Annotated in this window: 18 protein-coding genes; 1 reads left to right on the top strand and 17 read right to left on the bottom strand. The window is 43.7% G+C overall.

Annotation, left to right across the window (positions count from 1 at the left end; all coding sequences use genetic code 11):
- Window positions 1-180: 180 nt before the first annotated feature.
- The 17 genes from katE2 to malK all read right to left on the bottom strand — a co-directional run bounded on the left by katE2 (window position 181) and on the right by malK (window position 18540).
- A complete protein-coding gene (katE2, locus tag C1S74_RS24665) occupies window positions 181-1617 on the bottom strand; it encodes a catalase KatE2 (protein WP_009704876.1) in 1437 nt (478 codons plus the stop codon).
- A gap of 294 nt (window positions 1618-1911) precedes the next feature.
- The gene (locus C1S74_RS24660) at window positions 1912-2529 is read right to left on the bottom strand and encodes a glutathione S-transferase family protein (RefSeq protein WP_045398578.1); all 618 of its coding nucleotides are present in this window, start codon (window positions 2527-2529) and stop codon (window positions 1912-1914) included.
- A 15-nt stretch (window positions 2530-2544) separates the two neighbouring features.
- A complete protein-coding gene (locus C1S74_RS24655; RefSeq protein ID WP_045398576.1) occupies window positions 2545-3576 on the bottom strand; it encodes an NADP-dependent oxidoreductase in 1032 nt (343 codons plus the stop codon).
- Window positions 3577-3678: 102 nt separating this feature from the next.
- Window positions 3679-4266 carry a TetR/AcrR family transcriptional regulator gene (locus C1S74_RS24650; protein WP_045398575.1) on the bottom strand — a complete coding sequence of 196 codons (588 nt, stop codon included), beginning with the start codon at window positions 4264-4266 and terminating at the stop codon, window positions 3679-3681.
- Window positions 4267-4317: 51 nt separating this feature from the next.
- Window positions 4318-4638: a N(4)-acetylcytidine aminohydrolase gene (yqfB, locus tag C1S74_RS24645; protein WP_045398573.1), complete on the bottom strand. Its 321-nt coding sequence runs from the start codon at window positions 4636-4638 to the stop codon at window positions 4318-4320.
- A 331-nt stretch (window positions 4639-4969) separates the two neighbouring features.
- Window positions 4970-5359: a VanZ family protein gene (locus C1S74_RS24640; RefSeq protein ID WP_045398572.1), complete on the bottom strand. Its 390-nt coding sequence runs from the start codon at window positions 5357-5359 to the stop codon at window positions 4970-4972.
- A 2-nt stretch (window positions 5360-5361) separates the two neighbouring features.
- Entirely contained in the window at window positions 5362-6669 is a 1308-nt protein-coding gene (locus C1S74_RS24635; RefSeq protein ID WP_045398570.1) for an oligosaccharide flippase family protein, read from the bottom strand.
- Between the two features lie 8 nt (window positions 6670-6677).
- Window positions 6678-7709, bottom strand: coding sequence for a glycosyltransferase (locus C1S74_RS24630; protein ID WP_045398569.1), 1032 nt, complete (start codon window positions 7707-7709; stop codon window positions 6678-6680).
- Window positions 7706-8539, bottom strand: a complete 834-nt coding sequence (locus C1S74_RS24625) for a putative capsular polysaccharide synthesis family protein (RefSeq protein WP_045398567.1) — start codon at window positions 8537-8539, stop codon at window positions 7706-7708. Before C1S74_RS24625 ends, C1S74_RS24630 begins: the two co-directional genes overlap by 4 nt.
- Window positions 8540-8584: 45 nt before the next feature.
- Window positions 8585-9844, bottom strand: a complete 1260-nt coding sequence (locus C1S74_RS24620) for an O-antigen ligase family protein (RefSeq protein ID WP_045398566.1) — start codon at window positions 9842-9844, stop codon at window positions 8585-8587.
- Complete coding sequence (locus C1S74_RS24615) at window positions 9810-10862, bottom strand: glycosyltransferase (RefSeq protein WP_045398565.1); 1053 nt, start codon at window positions 10860-10862, stop codon at window positions 9810-9812. The genes C1S74_RS24620 and C1S74_RS24615 overlap by 35 nt, the downstream gene beginning before the upstream one ends.
- A 2-nt stretch (window positions 10863-10864) precedes the next feature.
- Window positions 10865-11674 (bottom strand): putative capsular polysaccharide synthesis family protein, encoded by an 810-nt coding sequence (locus C1S74_RS24610; RefSeq protein WP_045398563.1) that lies wholly within the window; start codon window positions 11672-11674, stop codon window positions 10865-10867.
- Window positions 11652-13847 carry a GumC family protein gene (locus tag C1S74_RS24605; RefSeq protein WP_045398562.1) on the bottom strand — a complete coding sequence of 732 codons (2196 nt, stop codon included), beginning with the start codon at window positions 13845-13847 and terminating at the stop codon, window positions 11652-11654. Before C1S74_RS24605 ends, C1S74_RS24610 begins: the two co-directional genes overlap by 23 nt.
- A complete protein-coding gene (locus tag C1S74_RS24600) occupies window positions 13848-14381 on the bottom strand; it encodes a polysaccharide biosynthesis/export family protein (RefSeq protein ID WP_045398560.1) in 534 nt (177 codons plus the stop codon).
- Window positions 14382-14393: 12 nt separating this feature from the next.
- On the bottom strand, window positions 14394-15620 hold the full coding sequence (locus tag C1S74_RS24595) for an outer membrane beta-barrel protein (RefSeq protein WP_045398559.1): 1227 nt from the start codon (window positions 15618-15620) through the stop codon (window positions 14394-14396).
- Entirely contained in the window at window positions 15610-17010 is a 1401-nt protein-coding gene (locus tag C1S74_RS24590) for an undecaprenyl-phosphate glucose phosphotransferase (protein WP_045398557.1), read from the bottom strand. Before C1S74_RS24590 ends, C1S74_RS24595 begins: the two co-directional genes overlap by 11 nt.
- A 411-nt stretch (window positions 17011-17421) precedes the next feature.
- Window positions 17422-18540: a maltose/maltodextrin ABC transporter ATP-binding protein MalK gene (gene malK, locus C1S74_RS24585; protein ID WP_045398556.1), complete on the bottom strand. Its 1119-nt coding sequence runs from the start codon at window positions 18538-18540 to the stop codon at window positions 17422-17424.
- 670 nt (window positions 18541-19210) lie between these two features.
- Here malK and malE point away from each other — a divergent pair.
- Window positions 19211-20389: a maltose/maltodextrin ABC transporter substrate-binding protein MalE gene (gene malE, locus C1S74_RS24575; protein ID WP_045398554.1), complete on the top strand. Its 1179-nt coding sequence runs from the start codon at window positions 19211-19213 to the stop codon at window positions 20387-20389.
- Window positions 20390-20394: the final 5 nt, after the last annotated feature.

Here is a 20394-nt window from a genome sequence, read left to right as displayed (position 1 = left end):
TAGATAAACAGTTCTTTGGTATCAAAGAGCTTAAAGAAATCTAAGTTAATCATAATGAATCTCCTTGAGCATTGGTTGTGGCTAGTGATTAAGGATTAGTGATTTGAAATCAGGAGGTGCTGTTGGGCACCTCCTTTTTTATGTCTTTTAATCACACAGTGTGATGATTACCGCGTTCGCTTACTTGTTTAAGCCTAGTGCAATCTCAAGACCTTTGCCGTACGCTTCGTCCGCTTGGTATGCATGTTGAACGTGGCGCTGTTGGATGAACTCTGGCACACCGTCCATTGCGCGAGCTGTGTTGTCGAACAGAGTTTGACGTTGCTCTTCGCTCATCAGACGGAATAGGTCACCCGCTTGACTGAAGTAGTCTTCGTCTACACGGTGATCGTAGTGATCAGCGTTGCCGTTGATGCGTAGAGGTGGCTCAGAGTAATCTGGTTGCTCTGCCCATTCTTGTTTGTAGTTTGGCTCGTAACCTAGTGTTGAACCAAAGTTGCCATCAACACGCATTGCGCCATCGCGATGATAGCTGTGAACAGGACAACGAGGTGCGTTCACAGGGATTTGATGATGGTTCACACCTAGACGGTAACGTTGAGCATCACCGTAAGCGAACAAACGACCTTGCAGCATCTTATCTGGAGAGAAGCCGATACCAGGTACTACTGCAGCTGGGTTGAACGCTGATTGCTCAACTTCTGCGTAGAAGTTTTCTGGGTTACGGTTCAGTTCAAACTCACCAACTGGGATCAGTGGGTAGTCTTTTTGAGACCATACACGTGTAAGGTCGAATGGGTTGAAGTTGACTTCATCCGCTTCTAGCTCAGGCATGATCTGTACGTACATCTTCCATTTAGGGAAGTCTTGACGTTCAATCGCTTCGTAAAGGTCACGGTGATGGCTTTCGCGGTCTTTACCTACGATTGCTTCTGCTTCTTGGTCAGTTAGGTTTTTGATGCCTTGCTGAGTTTTGAAGTGGAATTTCACCCAGTAACGCTCGTTTTCTGCGTTGATGAAGCTGAATGTGTGGCTACCAAAACCATGCATATGACGGTAAGACGCTGGGATACCACGGTCACTCATTACGATAGTCACTTGGTGGAATGCTTCTGGTAGTGATGTCCAGAAATCCCAGTTGTTGGTAGAGCTACGCATGTTAGTGCGAGGGTCGCGTTTTACTGCGTGGTTTAGGTCTGGGAATTTTAGTGGGTCACGTAGGAAGAATACGGGTGTGTTGTTACCAACCAAGTCCCAGTTACCTTCTTCAGTGTAGAATTTTAGTGCGAAACCACGGATGTCGCGTTCTGCGTCTGCTGCACCGCGCTCACCAGCTACAGTAGTGAAGCGAGCGAATAGTTCTGTTTTTTTGCCGATGTCAGAGAAGATCTTAGCGCGAGTGTATTTTGTGATGTCGTGCGTTACTGTGAACGTACCGTAAGCACCAGAACCTTTTGCGTGCATACGACGCTCTGGGATCACTTCGCGGTCAAAGTGTGCCAATTTTTCAAGGAACCAAACGTCTTGTAATAGTTGAGGGCCACGAGGACCTGCAGTCATAACGTTTTGGTTATGTGCGACAGGGCAACCTGCTGCTGTAGTCAATTTCTTGCTCATTTGAATTTCCTTGCAATAGTGATAATAAATCTTGTCTTTTGGATGAATCCGAAAGTTATGCGAGGAGAATAACGCTGCAATTGAGAAGAAAAAAACTGTTATTAGCAATCAGTGTGATAGGTATCACCTATGCTTTAAGTGGTTGTTAATTAATGGCTTTATGTCAATTAACATTATTTGTCGTGTGGATTATAAATGGTATTCAGGCATGCTTGGTGTGAATGGTTTCTGCCTATTTCAAAGATTCCCGAAATAGACAGAAATTCTCAACGGTTTGAGAAGGTTTCAACTCGATTAACCGAATTTCACTTCAAGTTCTTCTGCTTTAGTAAACGCAGGATGAGTCGCGAGCTGTGCACCATAACGTTGGATGTTTGGGAAGCGCTCAATGACGCCAAACTTGTTTAGGACATCGGCGACAAAAGACATCATGAAATCCGCGCCTGTTAGTCGCTCTTCTACAAAGTAGGTTTTCCCTTCTAGGCTTTGATCAACGTAGCCCATGACTTTCATGGTTTCCGCATCGGCGTAGTCCGCAAGGAAATTGGTCTGTGCGCCATCTTTAGCAACAAACATTTTGAGCAGCAGGGGAACCATGGCTGAGCTCTCTGCAAAATGCAGCCATTGAATGTACTGCGTGTAAGCTTTGCTGCCACGCACTGGTGCAAAACGTCCATCTGCATACTTTTCAATTAAGTATTCAGTGATAGCACCAGACTCGGTAACGATCTCATCGCCATCCTCCAATACAGGCGACTTGCCGAGTGGATGAATGCTCTTGAGCTCAGGTGGCGCAAGGAAGGTGACGCTGTCACGAAGATAAGGCACGATCTCATAATCCACCCCCAATTCTTCTAACAACCAAATGATGCGTTTTGAGCGAGACTGGTTTAAATGATGTAGTTTAATCATGGAAGAATCCTTTTCTTATTCAGGCTGATTCGTTTGAACGACAAGTTTGCCGAAGTTTTTGCCTTCAAGCAGACCAATGAAAGCTTCTGGCGCGTTTTCCAAACCTTGAACTAGATGTTCGCGATAGTGGATTTGGCCTTCGGCTAGCCACTGGCTTACGTCTTTCACGAAGTTTGAGTAGCTTTGCTCATAGTGATCAAAAATGATGAAGCCTTGCATCTTGATACGTTTAACCAGAATGTTACCCATCAGCATCGACATACGATCTGGGCCTTCAGGTAGCGCGGTTGCATTGTATTGAGAAATCAAACCACAAAGTGGCACGCGGGCGCCGACATTAAGTAGAGGTAATACAGCATCAAAGACTTTACCGCCTACGTTTTCAAAGTAGACATCAATGCCTTTGTTACATGTTGCTGCTAGTTGCTCTGCAAAGTCTTCAGCGGTGTGATCAAGACATTCATCAAAGCATAGAGTCTCTTTTGCGTACTGACACTTCTCTGCACCGCCTGCGACGCCGATTACGCGACAACCTTTTAGTTTACCGATTTGACCAACCATAGAGCCAACCGCACCTGTTGCAGCTGCGACAACTAGGGTATCGCCAGCTTTAGGCTGACCAATTTCCAATAGACCGACATAAGCAGTAAAACCCGGCATACCAAGCACACCAAGTGCATAAGAAGGGTGAGTTGGCTCATTGCCTAAATTGAATAGACCTTCGCCGTTAGACAGGGCGTAATCTTGCCAGCCTGTGTAAGCCACCACCCATTCGCCAGTTTGGAAATCTGAGTTCTTCGATTCCACGACCTGGCAAACGGTCCCGCCAACCATTACGTCATTTAGCTCTACAGGATCAGCGTAGGATTTGCCTTCATTCATACGGCCGCGCATATATGGGTCAAGAGACAGATACACGCTACGCAAAAGCACTTCACCTTCACTCGGAGTAGGGATGGCAGTTTGTTCTAAACGGAAGTTCTCTGGGACTGGCGAACCTTTTGGACGGTTAGCCAATACGATTTGACGGTTGAGCGTTTGGGTCATGGTAAGTTCCTATATTAATTATTAGACCAGTCGTCTAGTTTTGATTCCTAAAAAATCCGCCGTACTTTTTGGTTAAAGATAAGGCGGATTAAGTGTGGTCCGTTATTTGCTTTTTAGCATACTTTGAGTGCTCTCAAAGCTACGCATTAAACCGGAACGATCTTGATACAGTTTGTTGAGTAAGCTTGCACCAATCCATTGATGGTAAATCAAATGGGCGGTTTGCTCTGCTGATTCAACTTGGATAGAGCCATCATCAATACCTGCTTGGACGCAATCTTCAATCGCTTTCACCACCTGAGTGGCACCGGAAGCCAGTTTTACGCGCATCGTCTCTGATAGATCAGATACCTCGGCACTTAGCTTAACGACTAGGCATTTGTTGGCATTACATTGACCGTTTTCAATCGCCATCCAGCGCTCAAAGTAACTCAGTAGGCGGTCGCAGCCAGAACCTTCACTTTCGGTAAAGTGGGCTGTGATCATCTTAAAGTAGCGAGAGAAGTAATCTTCAATCAATGCCTCACCAAATTGCTCTTTCGACTTAAAGTAATGGTAGAAAGAGCCTTTCGGCACATCTGCTGCCTTCAAAAGTTCTGAGAGTCCAACACTAGTAAAACCTTTCGTTACTACCAATTGGTAGCCGACATCGAGGATGTGTTGACGTGTATCGTTCGTTTTTGCGTTCATGACTAATACTATAAAATTGATTAGACCAGTCGTCTAGTAATTTATTGAACCTTACTTGAGCAGTTCGTATTCAATTACATAGAGTTCATCGATGTTTGGGTAGATTTCACGGATAAGCTCTTTTAATTTTGGCAGTTCGATAGCTTCTTGCTCGGCGTGGAACTCATTAATGTCATCGAAGCTAAGTGGTTCTACCGATAGGATTTTGATGTCACATACTTTGCGGTCAGTCTCTAGGGTAAACACTTCCACTTCAGTATTTGGTACGTAGTGGTTTTCTGATTCATCACGAATGGTGATTGTCTTTTTGCCCGCTGTGATCAGTGGTGTTAGGAACTCAAAGAAAGTGATTTTGGTTGGATGTGAAGACATAACCGATGCTCTTAATAATGTAATAGGGCGAGAGTATATCTCGCCCTTTAAGAAAAATATTTAAAAATATTCAGAGGTAACCGAGAGGTTATTTCTTTCCTGAAGGTCGGTATAGATTTTGATGACAGTGAGTTTGTGTTGCCCTTCGAACGCAGGAGTATTCAGCGTGAGAGTCGCATTGAGACAAGGAGAGAATGGAATGCAACCCGAGAAAGCGTTCTTTTTAAAATCAAGGCACTGTACAGATTGGGGAAAGGATAGAGAGAGTATAACGCCTGTGCGAGACAGGCGTGTAGTTTGTCATTTTAGAGTGATGAATAGGCCTAAAAAGCTAATGATTAGCAAAGAGCTTTATAAACTTGGCACAGAAATAGCCCAAGATAATACCTATCCAGTTAGTACTAAGATCTTCAAAACCGAATGAACGAGTGGCAATAAATAGTTGGCTGAATTCTTCCAGCGAGACAATAAAGAGCAACAATATAAGGAGTCGAATACCAAACATGTCTGCTTTTGTTGCTGTCACCCACTTTGGGAAGTTAAAGACGGCGAGAAACCCGATTAAAAGGCTGAAGGTAAAATGCAATGTACTGGAGCCGCCAACATAGTTCTCCATTTCTTGATAAACGCTGTGGTTAATATCTGAACTCTTCCATAGCGATAGAGTGACACTTAGTAACAACACGGTAATGAAGCTCAATCGAGCAATAGTAATTGTCATGTTTACCCCACTGGAAAAAAGCCTAGATATCGTTTCACAAAATAGAGTGCTGCCAAGTTTTGAATCGCTAAGCCTATGGCAATCGCCCAAGCGGCACCGAGCACCCCATACGATTGAGAGAGAGAGAGTAGCAATGCGATGGAAATAATCCCAGAGACGATAGTGATGTATTTCATGGTCTTTTCGTGCCCGCTCATAAGTAGAAGGAAACCAACAGAGCCAGTTGCCACATTTACCAGTTGCCCTAAAGAGAGCGCGATGAGTAGTGGTGCAGCAGCGACAAACTCTTTACCGAACAGTTGCATTACGAATTCAGGAAATAATACGCAAATGATGACGGGAACAATCGCAGCACCGATGTTCGCTCGGCATGCAAGGCGACTTAGATTGCGTAGCCTGTCCATTTTGCCTTCTTTGTAGAGTGAGGCAAACATAGGAGCAACGACAAAGTTAATCGTAACAAGAACAAAGCCAATCAGTAGGGAAGTGCGTTGTGCCGCCGCTAGAAGCCCAAGCTCGGAGGTGGAAATAAAGAAGCCCGCAATGACTAAGCTTCCCCATTGAACAAGATTGGTAAAAATACTGCCAGTCCACACCTGTTTTGCTGAATAGGTTAGCTCATGATTTGCTGTTGTCGGTCCATGTTGATACTGACCAGAGCGAAGCCATTGAATTGTCGATTGCAAAGCAACAAACGCTGCCGCTACTAAAAACAAAGCCATCAATGTATCGGTGGTGATCAAAAATGACTGTTTAGCGACAACGATCAACGCCACCATAAGAAAGCTGACTCCCAACTGCAGTGCAATCAAAGAGGCAATCACTTTTCTTGATGCTTGCAGCACTCTGCTGTTGGTCTGGCCTATGACGAGCATAGGGATCGCAATGACTGCTAGCGTTAAAGAGAAACCTGAAACTTGAGTCGTGTTGAGTTGGGCAGGAAAATTCGTGAAAGCCAGATAAAGCGCAGAACAAACTACGGCACAAAAGAGTAGGCTTCTGCCGAGTGCAATTCGATAATTGTTACTCTGTTCGAGAGAGTCTTGACCCTTAAAGGCGATTGCATTGAATTTTACCAACGAAATATTGAAGCCAAGTTGAGCTATGATTGCAACTAATGATACAAGGTTGAACAGATAGAAGAACTGCCCAGCAGTGGTTGTGTCTGAGTATCTTGAAACGACAATTGTCAGCAGGAAAGCGAAGAAAGCGGCAAGGGCTTTGACTACAGCCGTTGCTGCGCCGAGAGAGAAAAATTGCTTTTTGTCACTCGGCAGGTTTTGAAGTTTTTGGCTGATGGAATGAAGCATAAAAAACCTTAGCTGTAGATACTGTTTAGTGCTAAGCGTTGTTTCTCTTCACTGAACGCTTGGTTTAATCCGATCGTGTACTGATGGAAGTCAATGTCATGATAATGATTGATGCAATGCGTCAACTGTTTTGCCATGTCTTGGGCGCTTTGTGCTAAGAAAGGGTAATTCAGGTCTTTGGTTGCACCAATTGAGCGAATGACCATTGGCAAGTGCAACTTGGCCGCTTCCAAAATTGTCAGAGGCATGCCTTCCCAAGCTGCAGTGTGAAGATATAAATCTGAGCTTTTGAGTAAGCTTACTACTTCGTTACGAGGGATCATTCCTGTGACAGTAATGCCGATCTCACGCAGTTGTTGTTCCAGTTCAGCATCACCGCCACCAATCCATGTAATATCAAACTCTCGAGTTAAATGATTTGATTCGAGATAGCCGAGCGTTTCAATCAGAAACTGAGGGTCTTTTTGTGGTGCAACACGGCCAAGCACCACCAGCTTGAGTTTGGTCTTGTGTGAGCTCTTTGCGTACTCTTCACTGTCATACGTTACGTAGTTATTCAGCAGTTCGGCGCGTTTCGCCCCAATGCTGATTGCTAGATCGCATTCTCTTTGGCTACAACCTGCGACGATATCAATTTTGTTGAGCGATACTTTTTCCAATGTTTTGTAGATTTGACGAGCAAAGCTTGAAATGTCTTCTCGCTCAAATGCATAGCAATGCGGTGTGTATACCAAGCGAGCATGGCCAAGTTTTAGAAAGCGTCCCAAAAAACCTGCTTTACTTGAATGTAAGTGAACAATATCTGGTTTCAATTCAGCGATAAACGCATTGGCATCTTTCATGAATTTCAACAAACTGCCTTCAACCCATCTGGTTTGGTTGAAAACGTGATTGCTGGATTCATTGGTCATATCGTTCGAGCGTGCACGCGCAAGTAAAGAGTGCTCGTAAGGTTCTGAACGTGATGAGTGAACGTAGCTATAGAGGGCAGTTTGAACGCCACCGCCAAAGGCTTCGGTAATGTGTAGTACTTTTTTCATGATGACTTCGTCCCTGATGTTTGCTTCCATTTATTTTTGAATGCTTCGCGCTCTTGTTCAGAATAAACATGGCGGTAAAGAGGAAGGTCATACATGTAGAAAAGTTTGGAGAAATCGTAACGCTCTTTAAAGTACTGATGGATATTGGAATACCATTTGTTCTTTGCTTCGTTACTGTTTTTGAGTACGAAATCGTCGAGGTGAAGAAACTCACCGATTTCTTTATCGAGCGAGCTAAGTTGTTCACATTTGATCAAAATGACACTCGCTTTCTCATTGCTGAATGTATAGAACGGCTGCGTGTTATCAATTTCTTGGCGTAAAACATCAATATTGAAATTACGTTTTAGCTCGTTATCAAACCAGTTCGCAAAGTAGTTCAGATTAATATAGTTGTCGAAACAATGTTCGATGTGCTTGTACGTCACATCCATATCACGATGAATAGCATCATTTTTCTTACCTTCAATAAATTGAAGGTGTAAGTCTTGGAAAAATCGGGAAAATACCGTAGCGATGGGATCGCGAACAAGAGTGACGATTTTAATATTGTCGCGCTTTTGTAGAATGCGCTTTCGTTTGTTGAGCACGAGGCGGTACATAGCACGGTTCTTGAAGTCGAAGAACTTACCCACATCTTTTTTATTGTGATACATGTGAAACTCTTCATGATCATCAAAAGTATGGATGTGATAGCTCGGAATTTTTCGTTCACCTAGCGTGTGTTCAATGGAAGATGAGCCAACTTTGCCCATTTGATAAACCAACACAAAATTGTCTGCTTGAAGTTCTCGGTTTTTTTCAAATTGTCGAGAGATTGAATATTTCATTTATCCTATCCTTGATAACTTTAAATTCGTTGTTCCGCGGCGTTATTAGTTGTTGGATATTGGCGGAATCGGTAATTCAGATTGATCGTTATGATCAGGTTGTTTTTGATTTTCTATCGGATGACTATGATGCCGTTTTTTGCTAATCATGACGGGTAGTAAAAGTATTAAAATGATGGTGGTGTTCACCGCGACGAAAAACACCATAATCAGGCCGTAGATTGAGAGTAATAAGCTTTTTCTGTTTTCTTTCAATGTATTGAAACAAAATTTCATAAACAGGAAGTAACCGCCAAACAACAAGATGATGCCAAGTAACCCATATTCAATTGAGGTGTCGAGTATGAAGTTATGGGTATAGATCGCTAATTCATCATAATTGAAATAACTGATCATATAATTCGGTAACATCTTGGCTCCAACGCCAAATACGGGATGTTGCAGCAAGATGTCCAGCCCGTTAGCAAGCAGCAATTTACGGTGTAAATTGGAGACCCAGCGAGCTTCGCTTTGGTTGGCGAATAAGATGTCTTCTTGGGTGATTTCAAGCTTGTCGGCTAATTGGTCAAAGCCAAAGTAAAGAGAGGCTGATACGGTAGCCAAAATAATTAAAGTGCCAACGAGTAATAGCGTCCATGTGTAAGTCTCACTAACTGCTTGACGGATTAATCTCTTGATAAAGACTTGATCGATCAAGACTAACAAGCAGAAGCCCAGCAAAGCTTTTCTTTCTTGTGACAGAAGCAGTAGCACAAAAGCAAATAACATTAAGGCGGGAAAAGCCCTAATTCTGTTTCGATATAAATAAAGTAGGGAGCAAAGTACTCCAAAAGCGTATTTGCTGACACCGAGAAGCTTGAAACCGCTGTGGTAGCCCTGCGCAAAGTGCCACGCGGCAACGAACGAACAAATGACCAACAAGCTATAAGTGAGATACACCATTACTCGTTCGTCATCAAATACACCGTAGGCATACAGCAGGCCCAATAAACTGAGTATCGCAACCCACTGAACGGTTTCTGTGATGAGTGGAAAGATAGGCACGCGATTCAGCATGCCGTTAACAAACACGTAGCAGGTAAATAAAAGTAAGAAGCCAATACTAGGGTGAAACAGCTTTTGTGTTTTACCTTCAATGACCACGAGTGCTACAAATCCCAGTGATAGCAAGCTTGCAATGTCGGAAGGAGCGAGTGCAATTCCTCCTGCTCCCACCTTTACCGGAACAAAAAACAGCGCAAGAATTACAGCAGCAAGGAACGTAATGCGATTACTTACTGGTACAGAGTTGCTGGTAGAGTCCATAGTAACCATCTCGGAACTTGTCGATTGTATACAGCTTGGCGCGGTTGACGGAGTATTCACTTGCTTTGTTGTATGCTTCTTTTAAATGGCAAAGCTGAGCAATTTTTTCTGTTAGTTGTTCTGAGTCTCCGACGCTAAAAAGGTAATCCTTACTACCCATCACTTCATCTAGGCCTGGAACGTCCGAAGAAAGCACTGGTAAGCCTGCCGCCATGGCTTCTACTGCCGCTAGGCCAAAACCTTCAACGTGCGATGACTGCACGTAAATGTCCATCTTTGTTAGAAAGGTAGGGATATCAGAAACAACACCATGAAAATGAACACGTTCGATGATATTGAGTTGCTGGCATAACGATTCCAACTCATTGCGTTTTGTTCCATCTCCGGCTAGGTGCAGCTCATAGTTGGCAGGCAATCGAGCAATGGAGCGGACAAGCGTGTCATGATCCTTGTGCTCATGCAGTCGGCCGACCATACCAATCTTAATCACGTCCTTGTTTGCGACTTGATCGCCCGATCTCACTTGCATAGGGAAGCGAGCAAGGTCTACGCCATTATGAACAACACGATATTTGTGCTGATAATGGGGCATGAACTTAACCAGCTCTTCTTGCACCTTTTCACTGATACTGACAGTCAGGTCATGGCCTCGATAAAGGATGTATTCCAAGAACTTGAATAGTGGGTAGTCACGGCGACGGTTATGTGAACAGTGCTCGGTTTGAATGCGTTTTTTTCCAAACGCCAACAGAGCAAGGTAGATTGACGGATATAGGTGCCCGTGGACTAAATCTGGCCAACGTAATAGTGCCCATTTTTCTTTAAATGAGAGTGTCTGCCAATTGAAGCATACGATACCTTGAGCTGATAATGGCTCCAGGTAATCGTTGTCATCACACAGCACAAGAACTTTTATCTCATACTCGGGAGCATGTTCCATTACGAGATCAACGAGAAACTTTTGTGCGCCACCATTCTTTGATAGATCATTGATAATATGAAGTATTTTGGTTTTCATGGTTAAGCCGGTAGATACTTTGTCTTCAATTTTTCGATTTCAGGTGCGGTAAAAAAATGCTTAGTCAATTTGGAGGACAGCATTTCTTCCACGAACTCAGGTTTAGGTTGGTAGGAATGTTTGAATTCCTTAATTAATGGTGAGTACCATTTATTGTCTGCCTGATTTTCGTGGACGACGGTGACGTCTTGTTGCAAAAACTCACTGATAGCTTGTTGTGACTGATCCAACTTGTCGATTCGGATAACCATGAGTGAGAAATTGCGATTTTGATAAGTCTGATAGCCAAGTTCTTGATCAAAAGGTTGAATAAACACGTCAATGCCTGTGAGTGCTTTGATTTCATTATCAAACCAATCAAGAGGATATTGGTGATTAACATGCTCTTCAAAAGCCTCATGAAGCAGTTGAGGGCGTTCTGAGCGCACGGCGCTGTCGTCTTTGAGATATTTATCCGCCATCCAAAACGGCAGTGATTGAAAGAACATTGAGATGTTGCGACCAACGGGCTCACGCACTAACGAGATAATACGCACCTGCTGTTTACGCTTCAGCATGTTGCACATGATGGTTCGTTTTAAAGTGCGCTTAACAAGGTTCGTAACTGGTTTATGAAGTTGCGCTCGTACTGGCGAAATCTGCTTTCCCGCTTCGATTGACATCAAATCATGCAAATGCAGCGAGTTAGGAATGGATTTCTCTAGCGCACTCGAACCCACCTTGCCCATCTGATAAATAAGGATCGGAGTTTCTTGGCTTTTAAGAAGCTGATACCACTGCATAGTATGATTAGTAGGCGTATTTTTGGACATAAAGCGCTTCTCCTTCCTTAGATTTCGCCTGAGTGATAAGAACACCAAGAGATGGTATAGAGTGTTGAATTTGCTTGGATAACGCTATGTTAACCAGCGATGCCTTGGTAGATTCGGAACGGATTACCGTAATCAAACCATTGGCTTTTTGACCAAGAATGAGAGCATCGCTCACGGAGAGTAAAGGTGGCGTATCGATGATGATGCGATCGTATTTGCTCTTAAGGTACTCAAGTAGTTTTTCGAAACGATCTGATGCCAACAACTCCTGAGGGTTCGGTGGAATAATACCGGCAGGTAATATATCTAAGTTTGCCTCTTCACTTCGAACGATACACTCACTCAGAGGAGTATCCATCGTGAGGATGTTAGTGAGTCCTGGACTTGACTCCGGTAGGTTAAATCGCTTCGCAAGTGATGGTCTGCGTAAGTCACAATCAATGATCAACACCTTCTCCATAGTGGAAAATGATACGGCCATGTTGATACTGGTGGACGTTTTGCCTTCCTCAGGTATTGCAGAGGTGAAAGGTAATACTTTCTGCTGAGTGTTTGTTAACCTCAATAACAGGGAAGTTCTTACTGAGCGGCAAGCTTCACTAAACAGTTTTTCATCTTGGTCTAAATAAGCGGTGTAGGTAATGCCCCTTTTTCTGAGGTTACGTTTTTTGACTTTTGGAATGGTGCCAAGGCATGTTACTCCGAGTTTGTCTTGAACATCTGATGAGGTACGAATGACTTCGCGAAGCGTTTCCAAAAGAATCACAAGCGCACACGCGATTGCCAATCCAAAGAACATTGCAATTAACACAAGCTTCATGCGTTGAGGCGCGATAGGGAAAAGAGGCACGATCGCAGGGTCAGTAAATCGCGCCGTGACGTTTTTGTAATCACTCGTCGCGTTGGTTTCTTTTTCGCGGTTCAAGAAGGCTTCGTACAGATCTTTATTTGATTCCACCTCTCGTTTGAGTTGCTCATAACGTGCTTTCTGGGAACCAAGCATTTGGAAATCCGACTTCTTGCGGTCCAACTCTGCTCTCAATAGATCTTCTTGCGACTTTGCGGCGAGTAAGTCTTGCTGTTTGCTAAAGGAAATTTCACGAATCAGTCGCTGTGTTCTCGCTTGAATCGAAGTCAATTGTGCTTGTGCTTGAATCATACGGTCATGTTTTGGGCCATAACGTTGTGACAATTCAGACACGTTTTTAGCTGCTTGCGCTTCGGATAGTTTTAAGTCGCGAATTTGAGCTTGGTTTGCGAACTCATCGATTGATAACAAGCTATCCAAATCTTGAGAGGACTTCCTCTTAAGGAGTTCAATCAAGGTTTGTGCTTCAATGCGTTTGTTTACCGCGCTATTTAGTTTACGGTTAAGCTCTTCCAGTTCGTTGGCATAGATATCATCGATACCATTAATGTCTATAAGTCCTTCTTGCATCAAGAATTCTTGCAGTGCTTGTTCTGAGGTTCTGAGGCGCTCTTCCAACTTCTGCGAGTTATTGGTTAACCACGTGGCCGCATTTTGTGTGACGACCAGTTTCGCTTCGAAATTGGCATCGATATAAGCTTGGCCAACGGCATTTGCGACGGTTGTCGCGAGCTGAGGGTCAGTGGAGCGAAAACGAATTCTTACCAGTTGGGTATTGCGAACTGGCTCAATTTCAAGTTTTCTCTTAAAGGTTTGAAGTGCTTGATAGTACGGTTTGCTGTGTTGAGATGTTTCTTTTGGATTTGGTGCGACATGCAACAAATCTTGTACAAACGGGATCGCTTTTATCTCATCAATTTTCTGTTTGATACCGCTAGCGCTGGTGAACTCTGGATGCTTTGTTAGGTTGAGTTGAGTGATGACTTTGTCGGCAATGTGATTGGATTTCAGTATCGCAATTTGAGTTTGGAAGTACTCTTTCTTGGTGGTATCAACACCATAAACCTCTTCGATTGAGAGCGCGCTTTTCTGCTCTTCTTGGATGAGGAGGGTTGCTGTTGCTTGGTATACCGACTTCTTTGAATAGATATACCAAGTACAGGTGAGCGAAAAGATGATGGTGAAAGCAAGAATGCTTAACCAGTTCTTTTTCAGGGTTCTAAAGTGGTGCCCAAATCGAATCAGTTCAACATGATTCGAAGGGGGATGATTTGCATGAGTTCCGTTCATTGAATTGCCTGTCATTTAGAAGAAGCTCTGATCGATAAATACAATGTCACCAGGTTCAACAGAACGTTGCATGCTGACACTTTCCACGGTTTTACCCGTATTGTGTTGAGTAAGGTTGATGCTTTTACGAGAGGCTCTGTCGGTCAGTCCGCCAGCAAGCGCTATCGCTTTTTCGATGGTTAACCCTGGTTGATATTCAAAGCCCCCCGGTTTTCTGACTTCACCGTTTACGTAAAAAAGTCGGAAACTGTTAATAGTGACCATCACTTTTGGGTTAATCAGGTAGTCACCCTTTAAGCCAGTTTCAATTTCGTATTTGAGTTGTTTTGGGGTTTTATTGATTGCTTTGATACGCCCAAGGTAGGGGTAGTCAAAGTAGCCGTCAGAGGTGATAAGAATGTTTTTGATGGAGAGATCTTCCTCACCATATACTTGTACCGAAATCGTGTCGCCAGTATCTAACTGGTAATCTTGTTCGTTAGTGGTCGCAAACGTGAACGCGCTAAACAGCGTAAGCACTAAACTCAAGAAAGTGGTTAAAAGTTTCATTAACATTCCCTGTTATAAAGAAAATCGAGCGCTAAGAGCCCAAACATTTTGATCAAAGCTGTAACCTTGCCAATTTGAGGTTTTGTCTTGGTATCGCCAATCGGCTTGTAGTAAAACCCATCGCTTAATTTGATAGTCAATACCTGCCGAAAGGGCGTAGCGATCTTCATTTCGTGTGATTCCGGTGTAGTCGTCTTGCTGGTATAGAGCGCCTAAGCGTGTTGTGAGGTAGCTGTTCCAATCATGTTTCATATCCAATTTGTAACGTGTTTGAAGGTTGTAATCGCCATCCTGATCTGGGCTAACAGCCGCTTGAGTTGTTTTGATAGTAAATAAGGTTTGTTCTTGCGGCAGCCACTCTAGACCGATATCCCAACTCAAGCCGCCAAAGGTTTCTCTCTGATCATTGTCGAAGTTTTTTACCTGATAGCCCAAGCGAGCGATGCCTTTCGTTTTACCCGTCACTTCCCATTGAGCACCGGTGTAATAGAAGCCTGAATAGTTGTCTTTTGAAGGCTCGACTGGGTTATCTGAACGGTAATCTGTCGTCGTTTGTTGAGTACCCACAAGCCAGTAAGTGCGCGGTGTTGCGCGTAAGTAAAACTCTAAGTGGGCGTTTGGCGAGCGAAAGTCGTTGTATTTGGTTTTGGATTGCGGTTTACCTGGCAAACCGTTTCGATAGTTTTGGTATGTTGTATCGCGGTAGCCAAGGCCAAACTCTAATCTGCCTTTTGAACCCTCGGAACCAAACACATAGTTTGTTTTCAGGTCATTGCGATGAAATTCAATTGGATCGTTCAGTAAAGTGCCTTGACCCTCCGAGAAGCCTTCGCCCTTTTCTTCATGCTGGGCACGGAATTGATAATCAACGACGAGTCGATTGCGACGATTGAACTCAAAAAAATTGGTAAATTGAAAAGTGTGGTCATCGTAATTATTCTGCTCATCAGAAGAAAAACCAGCGCTCAACTTGTAAAGCAAGTTTGCACGATACTGATTGCGCTCAATTTTAGCGAGTAAGGCTGGCTCTACACCCCATATGTTGACCGATTCGATGTTTTCTCCACTATCGGCTTTGTTGATATTGTCATTGCCTTCGTAAAACACCCCTAAGACAGGGATAAACTCAATCCCTGAATCGGTCTTATACGCCATAGGCTCGGCGCTAACGGATGCAGACCCTAGAGCAATAGCGAGTAGTGATGGCACTTTCTTCATGCTGATTGACTTAGTATGCATTTGAACCTGTAAATCCTTTAAAAATGGTTAGGAAGATGATTTTGAGGTCCATCCACACTGACCAGTGGTGGATGTAGTCCAAATCGAACTCAACGCGCTTTTCCATCTTGTCTAGGGTGTCAGTTTCCCCCCGATAACCATTGATTTGTGCCCAGCCTGTAATGCCTGGTTTAACTTTATGCCTCAGCATGTAACGGTCGACGATTTGTCGATATTCTTCATTGTGGGATACTGCGTGAGGACGAGGCCCAACAATCGACATCGTGCCTTGAAGAACATTAATAAATTGAGGAAGTTCATCGAGGGAAGTGCGACGTAAAAATCCACCGAAAGGCGTGATGCGTGGATCGTTCTTTGTCGCCTGTTTTACATCGTTGCCTTGTTCCATGGTGGTCATCGAACGGAACTTCCAAACCGCAATTTTTCGGCCATCTAACCCGTAACGGAACTGTTTGAAGATTATCGGACCTTTTGAAGTCAGCTTAATACCGATTGAAATAGCGAGCAAAATAGGAGAAATCAGCAATAAGATGATGCTAGATAAAACGATATCTTCTAGACGTTTTACCCATGAGGAAATGCCAGCAAAGGGCGTGTCGAAAACACTTAATGTTTGAACCTGACCAATTTGATCCCATCGCGAGTGTAATAAGTTGTAGGTGAAGAAATCAGGGATGAGATAAGTATTAGCGGTAGTATCAGAAAACTGATTGAGGAATGAAGCGATACGTTCATTCGCATGCATTGGCATTGCAATATAAACGTAATCCACCTCTCCACGCTTTGCTCGCTCCAGCGCTAAACCGACGTTGCCTTTGATTGGGTAGTTTGACTCGGGTAAACGATCCTTCGAACGCTCATCGTAGAAACCATCGAAGAGGACACCATGTTCTTTGTGTTTTTCAAGTTCATTAGCAAGGGTAAGGCCGTGAGCGGTTTGCCCAACGATGATTGCTGTTCTCGTGTTGTAGCCCAACTTACGCATTGATGCCAAAGCAACACGGAAAAGACTTCGCCATGAGATTAGTAACACAGGCGTCAGGAGTAGCCACATTGCTAAGATGTTTTGATCGAACAGTTTATGAACCTGAGAGAAGTACAACACCATAAAAAGAAACGTACAGGTTACAAACCACGAGATGCAAATGATGAAGACTTGCTCTTTAAAAGAGCTGGTGCGCCAAGAGCGATAGAGTTTTCCGCTTTCGGCCATAATCAAGAATGAGAGGCTGCCAACGAATGACAAAATGACATAATCTTTTTCAACCGATGTGTTGACGTCATTTACTACTAACAAAAGCATAAATGACACAATAAAAATCAAATCAATTAGGCGGTAAAGAAAAGCAAACTCCACCTCATGTGAACGAATGAGTCCTTTGTGTTTCATAACTTAAATATCCCTTTTGACACGCTACCGCCATTGAGTCTCATATCTCAATATTCGTGTCGTTAACGCTTGATTGTGATAGGTAAAAGACGTCAGAAGCTCGATCAAAGAACGTTTTTTCTCGCTTCATCATTTGGAAATTAGTTTAAAAATTCGCTAGCTGTAGGTAAGTGGAAATAAGAATGAAATTTGGACCTTTGGCTAATATTGGCAGGTTAGGAAAAACGTAATACTTGTATTGGGTTGGTGGGTAAAAGTACTAATTGAAGAGTTCTGAAGAGTAACTAAGGTTCTAAGTTGTTTATGATCTATTGGATTAATTGAAGGGGTAGAAAATTAATACGATAGTTGTGGAATAAAAAATCCCTCTCAAGTGAGAGGGATTGGCAGTAAGCAAAGGTGAAAGAGGTTTTATTTTACGTCTACGCCATTTTCTTTATGTAGGCGGCGACACGCACGACCATCACTGTGGAACAAGTGGCATCGATGCGCTGGGATACCGATTTCAAGCTTGTCACCTGTATCAACTGGTAATGTGTCTGGCTGGCGGTAGATAACATCTGCGTCAGCACCTTCAAGGTTCAAGTAAACTTGAGTTTCATTACCAAGTTTTTCAACAATCATCACTTCGCCGTGAATCGCTGCGTCAGCTTCTGTTGCTTCAATTAGGTGCTCTGGACGAATACCCAGTGACATACGGTCACCACGGTTTACGGTTGTCCCATCAACTGGAATCCAGAAAGATACACCGTTAGACATTTGAACTTTTACGCGCTCTGATTCGACTTCATCAATAAATACACTCATGAAGTTCATTTTTGGTGAGCCGATGAAACCAGCGACAAAGCGGTTTTGTGGGTAGTGGTAAAGCTCCAGAGGCTTACCAACCTGAGAAACGTAACCGCCATCAAGAACCACGATTTTATCTGCCATTGTCATTGCTTCTACCTGATCGTGTGTTACGTAGATCATGGTACAGCCTAGTTGGCGTTGTAGCTTAGTGATTTGCGCACGCATGTTTACACGAAGCGCGGCGTCTAGGTTTGATAGTGGCTCATCAAGAAGGAATACGTTTGGCTGAGAAACAAGCGTACGGCCGATGGCGACACGTTGACGTTGACCACCAGATAGTGCTTTTGGTTGACGTTCCAACAAGTGACCCAGCTGAAGAATTTCCGCTGCGTGCTCAACACGCTTATCGATTTCCGCTTTGTCCGCTTTTGCCAGCTTAAGACCAAACGACATGTTGTCGTATAGATTTAGGTGTGGGTAAAGAGCGTAAGACTGGAATACCATACCAACACCACGTTTGGATGGTTCTACGTCGTTCATGCGCTCGTCACCAATATACAAATCACCTGATGTAATGTCTTCAAGACCGGCAATACAACGTAGAAGGGTAGATTTACCACAACCTGATGGACCAACGAAAACCACGAATTCGCCTTCGTGGATTTCTAGATCTACGTTTTTAGAAATCAGTACGTCGCCATACGCTTTACAAACATTTTTTAACGTGACACTCGCCATGTAGCTCGTCCTCGATCAATTTTTATTTTTCACCGCTCATCATTATATGAATTTTCTAGCGAGCAGTAACAGTAGGAATCGGTAAGTTATTGGGATTGGTAAGAAAAACAGGGTAACGCTCCAAAATGTCCTGAACAGGAGCGTTACCCACCATAGCCAAATACGAGTTTCTCTCCCCCACATTATTCGTGTTGTCTCCCCCGTGAAATAATTACCACAAACAACACCAATAATGACAATTCCGCTCGTATGGCAATGCAAAACCAGCAAATCTTTTAACCTATAGGGTAGGTACTGCTGGGAAAGGGTTCTTACCATCCACTCTTGGATGACTGCAGTTTCTAAGATTGTACTCATTGCTACATCCTCCTAGTGGAAATAATTGTAGGGGGAGTAGGCGGGGAGGAGGCAAAAAGGAGGAGTAGAGGGCGAGTTGGGCGGAAATCACATTATTGCGTGACCTAAAGTTGAAACCGATCACAGGAAGTATTCATTTTGTGATTTGAGTCTCTAACCCTTGGCGATTCAGATCACGAAAATACGTCATAATTGCAAGGGCGTAGGGATTAGGAGGATGAGACATATGGGATTATTTCAGATGATATATGTCGAAATACGGCTGAACCTCAATGGACTAGCCCTACATCAAAAATATAAAAAGGATACGAACATGAAAAAATTAAGCGCTGCAGCACTAGGTACTCTTGTTGCTCTGGGCTCTTTCGGTGCTAACGCTGCCATCGAAGAAGGACAACTTACTATCTGGATCAACGGTGATAAAGGCTATAACGGTCTTGCAGAAGTTGGTAAGAAGTTTGAAGAAGACACTGGCATTAAAGTAACAGTGGCTCACCCAGACGGCCTACAAGACAAGTTCCCTCAAACTGCAGCGACAGGTGATGGTCCTGATATCGTATTCTGGGCTCACGACCGTTTCGGTGGTTATGCAGAAGCTGGTCTACTTGCTGAAATCAAACCTTCTCAAGAGGTTCAAGAAGGCATCGTTGATTTCGCATGGGATGCAGTTCGTTATGACGGCAAACTGATCGGCTACCCTGTAGCGGTTGAGTCTCTATCTCTTATCTACAACAAAGACCTTGTTCCAAACCCACCTAAAACATGGGAAGAGGTTGCAGCATTAGATGCGAAACTTAAGAAAGACGGCAAGTCTGCAATCATGTGGAACCTAAAAGAACCGTACTTCACATGGCCACTAATGGCGGCTGATGGCGGTTACGCATTCAAGTACACTTCAACTGGCTACGATGTTAAAGATGCTGGTATTGCGAACAAAGGCGTGAAAGACGCAATGAACTTCGTGAAAGGTCTTGTAGACAAAGGCGTTATCTCTGCGGATATGGATTACTCAGTATCTGAGTCTGCGTTCAACCAAGGCACTGCAGCAATGACTATCAATGGCCCATGGTCATGGGGCAACATCGAGAAGTCTGGCGTGAACTACGGCGTAACGACGCTACCTAAATTCCAAGGTCAATCTTCTAAGCCATTCGTTGGTGTTTTAACTGCTGGTATCAGCACTGCATCACCTAACAAAGACCTAGCAGTAGAGTTCATCGAGAACTACCTACTAACTAACGACGGTCTACGTATGGTTAACAATGATAAGCCACTTGGTGCGGTTGCTCTAAACTCATTCCAAAAAGAGCTAGATTCAGATACTCGTATTGCTGCAACAATGGACAATGCGATGAACGGTGAAATCATGCCAAACATCCCACAAATGAACGCATTCTGGGGTGCTGCTAAGAACGCTATCATCAACGTTGTTGACGGTCGTCAAACTGTAGATGCTGCACTAGCAGATGCAGAAAAACAAATGACTAAATAATTCGG

It is taken from the genome of Vibrio hyugaensis, assembly GCF_002906655.1.
Taxonomy (GTDB): Bacteria; Pseudomonadota; Gammaproteobacteria; order Enterobacterales; family Vibrionaceae; genus Vibrio; species Vibrio hyugaensis.
This window is presented reverse-complemented; position numbering and strand designations above follow the sequence as displayed.

Bases quoted from the DNA above. Each gene is read 5' to 3' on its own strand.
- C1S74_RS24600 (WP_045398560.1), bottom strand. From the start codon at position 14,381: ATGAAACTTTTAACCACTTTCTTGAGTTTAGTGCTTACGCTGTTTAGC.
- malK (WP_045398556.1), bottom strand. From the start codon at position 18,540: ATGGCGAGTGTCACGTTAAAAAATGTTTGTAAAGCGTATGGCGACGTA.
- C1S74_RS24640 (WP_045398572.1), bottom strand. From the start codon at position 5,359: ATGACAATTACTATTGCTCGATTGAGCTTCATTACCGTGTTGTTACTA.
- C1S74_RS24595 (WP_045398559.1), bottom strand. From the start codon at position 15,620: ATGCATACTAAGTCAATCAGCATGAAGAAAGTGCCATCACTACTCGCT.
- C1S74_RS24660 (WP_045398578.1), bottom strand. From the start codon at position 2,529: ATGATTAAACTACATCATTTAAACCAGTCTCGCTCAAAACGCATCATT.
- C1S74_RS24605 (WP_045398562.1), bottom strand. From the start codon at position 13,847: ATGACAGGCAATTCAATGAACGGAACTCATGCAAATCATCCCCCTTCG.
- C1S74_RS24590 (WP_045398557.1), bottom strand. From the start codon at position 17,010: ATGAAACACAAAGGACTCATTCGTTCACATGAGGTGGAGTTTGCTTTT.
- C1S74_RS24620 (WP_045398566.1), bottom strand. From the start codon at position 9,844: ATGGACTCTACCAGCAACTCTGTACCAGTAAGTAATCGCATTACGTTC.
- C1S74_RS24650 (WP_045398575.1), bottom strand. From the start codon at position 4,266: ATGAACGCAAAAACGAACGATACACGTCAACACATCCTCGATGTCGGC.
- C1S74_RS24625 (WP_045398567.1), bottom strand. From the start codon at position 8,539: ATGAAATATTCAATCTCTCGACAATTTGAAAAAAACCGAGAACTTCAA.
- C1S74_RS24610 (WP_045398563.1), bottom strand. From the start codon at position 11,674: ATGTCCAAAAATACGCCTACTAATCATACTATGCAGTGGTATCAGCTT.
- katE2 (WP_009704876.1), bottom strand. From the start codon at position 1,617: ATGAGCAAGAAATTGACTACAGCAGCAGGTTGCCCTGTCGCACATAAC.
- C1S74_RS24655 (WP_045398576.1), bottom strand. From the start codon at position 3,576: ATGACCCAAACGCTCAACCGTCAAATCGTATTGGCTAACCGTCCAAAA.
- malE (WP_045398554.1), top strand. From the start codon at position 19,211: ATGAAAAAATTAAGCGCTGCAGCACTAGGTACTCTTGTTGCTCTGGGC.
- C1S74_RS24630 (WP_045398569.1), bottom strand. From the start codon at position 7,709: ATGAAAAAAGTACTACACATTACCGAAGCCTTTGGCGGTGGCGTTCAA.
- C1S74_RS24615 (WP_045398565.1), bottom strand. From the start codon at position 10,862: ATGAAAACCAAAATACTTCATATTATCAATGATCTATCAAAGAATGGT.
- yqfB (WP_045398573.1), bottom strand. From the start codon at position 4,638: ATGTCTTCACATCCAACCAAAATCACTTTCTTTGAGTTCCTAACACCA.
- C1S74_RS24635 (WP_045398570.1), bottom strand. From the start codon at position 6,669: ATGCTTCATTCCATCAGCCAAAAACTTCAAAACCTGCCGAGTGACAAA.